This is a genomic window from Paenibacillus sp. P3E (assembly GCF_001909045.1).
Classification (GTDB): Bacteria; Bacillota; Bacilli; order Paenibacillales; family Paenibacillaceae; genus Paenibacillus_AQ; species Paenibacillus_AQ helianthi.
The window spans coordinates 1-4488 of the sequence record NZ_LVWH01000062.1; the positions used below are offsets into that span (position 1 = coordinate 1).

Consider the following 4488-nt stretch of genomic DNA (forward strand, 5'->3'; position numbering starts at 1 on the left):
CTCATTCTCTAAAAAATAACATTTCCCTTCCTTCTTTAACTTGGAACTTAAAATATAAATATTAATTTGCTTGAAAAAATAAAAACCGAAGCGTATCTGATCCCGCCCCGGTTCTGCTACGATCATTATTCACCTTCATTTCACAGATTCGCTGTCTCCTTTATATACCTCAATCATCATCAATGCCCCCATTCTATAACCTTGGATAAACGATAAGGCTGATTGCAAAGAGTTCGAATCGCTTTGTAGATCGATCAGCTTTTCGACTTGTTCAAAATCTTCTTCGGAAAATTGCTCTTTGAGCATTTGTAAGGATTCGGTGATTTTCTGATTGATCTTCTGGAACTCCGGATCGCTTGGCTTAACCAACTCATTCGGGCGCAACCTGCCATAATAAAAATCCTCCAAAATGATTCATTAGGCCTCCTTTCGCAGACTAACAATCTTTCCATGCATAAATTTTATGCGAAAACCGCATAAATATCAATATGCAATTTTCGCATAAAGTAAACTTGGCTTGGGTGATGAGCATTGTATAAGAGAATCCGTGACTTACGCGAAGACAAAGACCTGACGCAACAACAAATGGCTGAGCTTTTACATATCACACAAGCCACTTATTCCCGCTATGAGAATGGAAATTTGGATGTCCCGAGCGCTGTTTTAATTACTCTAGCCAATTTCCATAAAGTAAGCATCGACTATATTCTAGGTCAGACAGACAACCCCAAGCGTTATCCTGGTAAAAAAGAATAATCCGCAGCAAAAACAAGCTCTTGTGACGAACCATAGGAGCTTGTTTCATGTTACTGCCACCACTTCTCACCAAATGCCTGATTGATTGTGAAGATCACTTCACTTTAATAATGATTTACTCAAACATCTCCTCGCTGACTGAATGGAAAATCGGCTTGTTAACAATACTAATTGGTGCTGAAGACCTCCCCGCTACCTCTTCCAATGTCATACCAGCCTCATAATGTCTCTTGATTACCACATTCATCGGTTCGCCTAATTCTATAATATATTTATCTGGGTCATATACTCTAACTACTCTTTGTCCCCAAGGCTGTTCAAATATGTCATGAACAAATTCAATCTGTTGATCTTTAAGTTTTTTGTACAGCTCATCAATGACATGTCGAATAGCCGACAGACAGGAAGATCGGCTTGTTTTCAGACTGTGCTTTGGCAAAAGCCTCTTCTCCCCATGGATACCAGTCTACGGGATTGTGGGCATGTTGCAAAAGATACGGGGATTTTCTATACTCACCATGTTTTAGTCAATAAAATCCTCCACTGCGGTGCAAAGTAAATTTTCTTACATATTATAAGATAAAACCTTCGATGAAAGGAAATTTAGTATATGGAGTATTTCGACATGCTGTCCAAATTAGGTATTGGTAGTGCTCATCCTGGAGGATTTTCTGCAACCTTGAAGCAGTTTGAACATTATCCCCTACCCACTAGCTCCAGAATTCTTGAAATTGGTTGTGGCACAGGTAGAACATCTTGTTATTTAGCTGCTCAGGGTCATGATGTAGTAGGTATAGATATTCGCCCAGATATGATTGCAAAAGCAAAAAAGCGGGCTGAAAAAGAGAATGTAACCTTGAAATTCTTGGAAGGAGACGCACTTTCACTGCCTTTTCCTAACGAATCATTTGATGTGATTCTTGTCGAGTCTGTATCCATCTTCACCGATACAAGGAAGGCATTCTCGGAATACTACAGGGTTTTGCGGTCTGGAGGCCAACTTTTTGACAGAGAAATGACCCAACGAAAACCCATGTCTACTGAAATCAACCAAGAAATCACTAATTTTTACCACGTTGATAAGCTATGGGACATTAAGGAGTGGTTAGCTTTAGTACAAATCATAGGATTTAATCGTTCAAAGATAGAGGGTCCCTACCGGTTTCCTAAAACAAGTCTGGATTTGTCTGAGCAACCTGACGCTCATCAACAAATTGATGAAGGTTCCTTTCTTGACCCCTCCATTTGGGAAGTAATCCGTAAGTACAACAGTATAATGGACAGTTATGCAGAATATATCGGATTTATTCTTGTGATTGGAACTAAATAAACTTGTTGTTCGTCATGCTACAAAAAAAGAACAAAAGCCTAGCAATATAGGCTCTTGTTCATGGCTTCATACGCTTCAGAGGCTTTGTTACTAAACAAAGAAACCAGCAGATAAAATAATTACCAACAAAATATAAAGAACCAAAATTGCAGTCGTAGAAGTAAATCCGTGACAAACTTCAGGATATCCCATTGATTTCCCCTCCTCATTCTTTTCTAACACAGGATATGCGCCGTCCGTTCTGAATGTATGGATTATAACCCAATTATCATGGAGGAATATATATGTCTGATTTGAACCGACAAAACTTAACCGTGAAATACATTCCGCCTGCCACTTCACTACAACCTCTTACTGCTGAATTATATTTAGATAATGGATATGCACACAATAATCCTATCTATATATATTATGAATCCAATGATCCGCAATATAAGCAAAAGGTTTACTTTGGGACTCCACACCAATATTCAAACCAAATATACCCAGACCGAGGGTATGGTAACTTGACTCTTTCCAGAAACATTACTTTGCTGGATATAAAGCAAGCCGATGTAAATGGGGACAGAACGCTTGATAACATATATTTATTCGGCAATAAACCAGAAGGAACTGGAGACTTTGCTGATCAAATCACACTTGCGATCCAAGATGGACATTCTAACATAACTACAACGGTAAATCTTCAATACAATGCTGGATATAATGCCAGACTTTTTCTGGGGGATTTTTCTAAAGATAGCGTAGCGGATATTTTAATAAGTATTGACTCTGGAGGAAGCGGCGGATATGGCATCTTCTATGTGTATTCCTTTAAGGATAATCATCTACAAGAAATGTTTAATGTTGAAAAATACAATACTGAATATAAATTCAATGTAAATTATGAGGATTTTTACAAGGTAAGCATAGGGAATCCCCAATTAAACGTGCTATTCACTATAGACATCAGCTATAAGGGCGTAGAATATTTATCGCAATACTACAACGAAGATGGCAAACTAAAACAACCCGTAAAAGGAGAGGTTCTTGCTTTAGGTGCGTTAAATCCCATTGTTACAAACCCAAAAAGTAATAGTTATGATTTACTCGCGATTCAACGAATTATCGGCACTACTAATTCGGATACATTAGGGTATGTAGAAAATATTTTAACATGGGAAGGTACTCGATTTATTTCAACAAGATTGTTAGTAGCCATACTTGGTACCAATTTAATTGCCCTTTATTGATCAATTTTATGATGAGGTAGTTCTTCAGTAATTATAATTGATAACATGGGGCATCACCACTTTTCGGTGGGATTTGGGTAAAGTATTGCTAAGTTACACATAAAAGCGACCGTGCACGGAGCATAGTCGCTTTTATGTTTTCGAGTATTGCTATTGTCTAGGGTCTGATTGGAGCAAGAGAATTTAGCAAAGTAAGCGAATGAAGCGGTGGCCTTTATTGTAACTCCAATCGCGTCTGCCTGTTAATACTAGCTTTTAAGAGCGTATGAATAATTACTGGTTTATAGCAAATACACCAACTTGCTCTCCGAACTGTCCCATCCACAGCTCTCCGTTGCCAATCATAACACCTTTCGAATTAATAAATACTTTATCGAGTTTTTGAGCTAATAACGCCTTCTTGACTTTAGCAGTCATGATTTTGTCATATTTTGCAATAAAATCTTTCTTGGTTTTGATTTCTATGGTTTTCCCCTTATTGTTCACTTTCAATGGGTACACCATCAAATGGGCGACCTCGGATTTTTTTCCTTCTTTAACGTGTTTCTGCAGCAAACTGAAGTTATGCTCAAATACGACTGGATTTTTGATGCCTGCTATTTCATATGGATTGTTAGTGATATTAACCGCAATAACTCCAAGTTTATTGTTTCGCACGCCCATCCACAATTCTCCATCTCCAACCATAACTCCTTGATAGTTCACAAACAGCTTATCGACTTTTTGAGCTAGAAGAATGTCACGTACAAGCGAAGTGAAGATGCGATCGTATTTCTTAATAAATTCTTCTTTGTTATAAATAACATACGTTTTGTTGTCTTTGTTCAAATTCATGGGATAGGAGATTAGATCTGCCACTTCTGCAGGTTTGTTATCCTTAACCGCTTTTTGTAATTTGGAAAAATAAGCCGTAAATTCTGCAGGATCGTCTATTCCAGCAACCTCATAAGGATTTTTGCTATCTGAACTCATTACATATGCAGGTGTTGAAGTATTTGTACCTTGCTCCGCCCAGGCTTGGCTTGAAAATGTTGTTATAACCATTGAGAAGCTCAAAATCATTGCGGCTTTTTTTATGCTACTATTGGTCATCATTCTTTCCTCCAAATGAATACATTTATACTCCAAGTGTATAACTATGATGAGTACGACAAGTGTAAAAAATTTAAT

At 37.7% G+C, this 4488-nt stretch carries 6 protein-coding genes and 1 pseudogene; 3 read left to right on the forward strand and 4 right to left on the reverse strand.

What is annotated here, in order from left to right:
- Positions 1-135: 135 nt before the first annotated feature.
- Entirely contained in the window at positions 136-408 is a 273-nt protein-coding gene (locus A3842_RS07540) for a DUF6809 family protein (protein WP_256701572.1), read from the reverse strand.
- Between the two features lie 123 nt (positions 409-531).
- On the opposite strand from A3842_RS07540, the gene A3842_RS07545 reads away from it, so the two are divergent.
- The gene (locus A3842_RS07545) at positions 532-756 is read left to right on the forward strand and encodes a helix-turn-helix domain-containing protein (protein ID WP_074100956.1); all 225 of its coding nucleotides are present in this window, start codon (positions 532-534) and stop codon (positions 754-756) included.
- A 115-nt stretch (positions 757-871) separates the two neighbouring features.
- On the opposite strand, the gene A3842_RS33240 is transcribed toward A3842_RS07545, so the two are convergent.
- Positions 872-1180, reverse strand: coding sequence for a glyoxalase/bleomycin resistance/dioxygenase family protein (locus A3842_RS33240; protein ID WP_256701574.1), 309 nt, complete (start codon positions 1178-1180; stop codon positions 872-874).
- Positions 1134-1247: pseudogene (locus A3842_RS32895) on the reverse strand (DUF255 domain-containing protein); the annotation flags it as partial. The pseudogene A3842_RS32895 and the gene A3842_RS33240, both read right to left, overlap by 47 nt.
- A gap of 119 nt (positions 1248-1366) precedes the next feature.
- Between A3842_RS32895 and A3842_RS07560 the strand changes: the two are divergent.
- Positions 1367-2086, forward strand: a complete 720-nt coding sequence (locus tag A3842_RS07560; RefSeq protein WP_074100958.1) for a class I SAM-dependent methyltransferase — start codon at positions 1367-1369, stop codon at positions 2084-2086.
- Positions 2087-2370: 284 nt separating this feature from the next.
- A complete protein-coding gene (locus A3842_RS07565) occupies positions 2371-3318 on the forward strand; it encodes a VCBS repeat-containing protein (RefSeq protein WP_256701573.1) in 948 nt (315 codons plus the stop codon).
- A gap of 273 nt (positions 3319-3591) precedes the next feature.
- Here the strand turns inward: A3842_RS07565 and A3842_RS07570 are convergent.
- The coding region (locus tag A3842_RS07570) for a hypothetical protein (RefSeq protein ID WP_305953380.1) at positions 3592-4488 on the reverse strand (897 nt) is incomplete at its 5' end.

Bases quoted from the DNA above. Each gene is read 5' to 3' on its own strand.
- A3842_RS07560 (WP_074100958.1), top strand. From the start codon at position 1,367: ATGGAGTATTTCGACATGCTGTCCAAATTAGGTATTGGTAGTGCTCAT.
- A3842_RS07565 (WP_256701573.1), top strand. From the start codon at position 2,371: ATGTCTGATTTGAACCGACAAAACTTAACCGTGAAATACATTCCGCCT.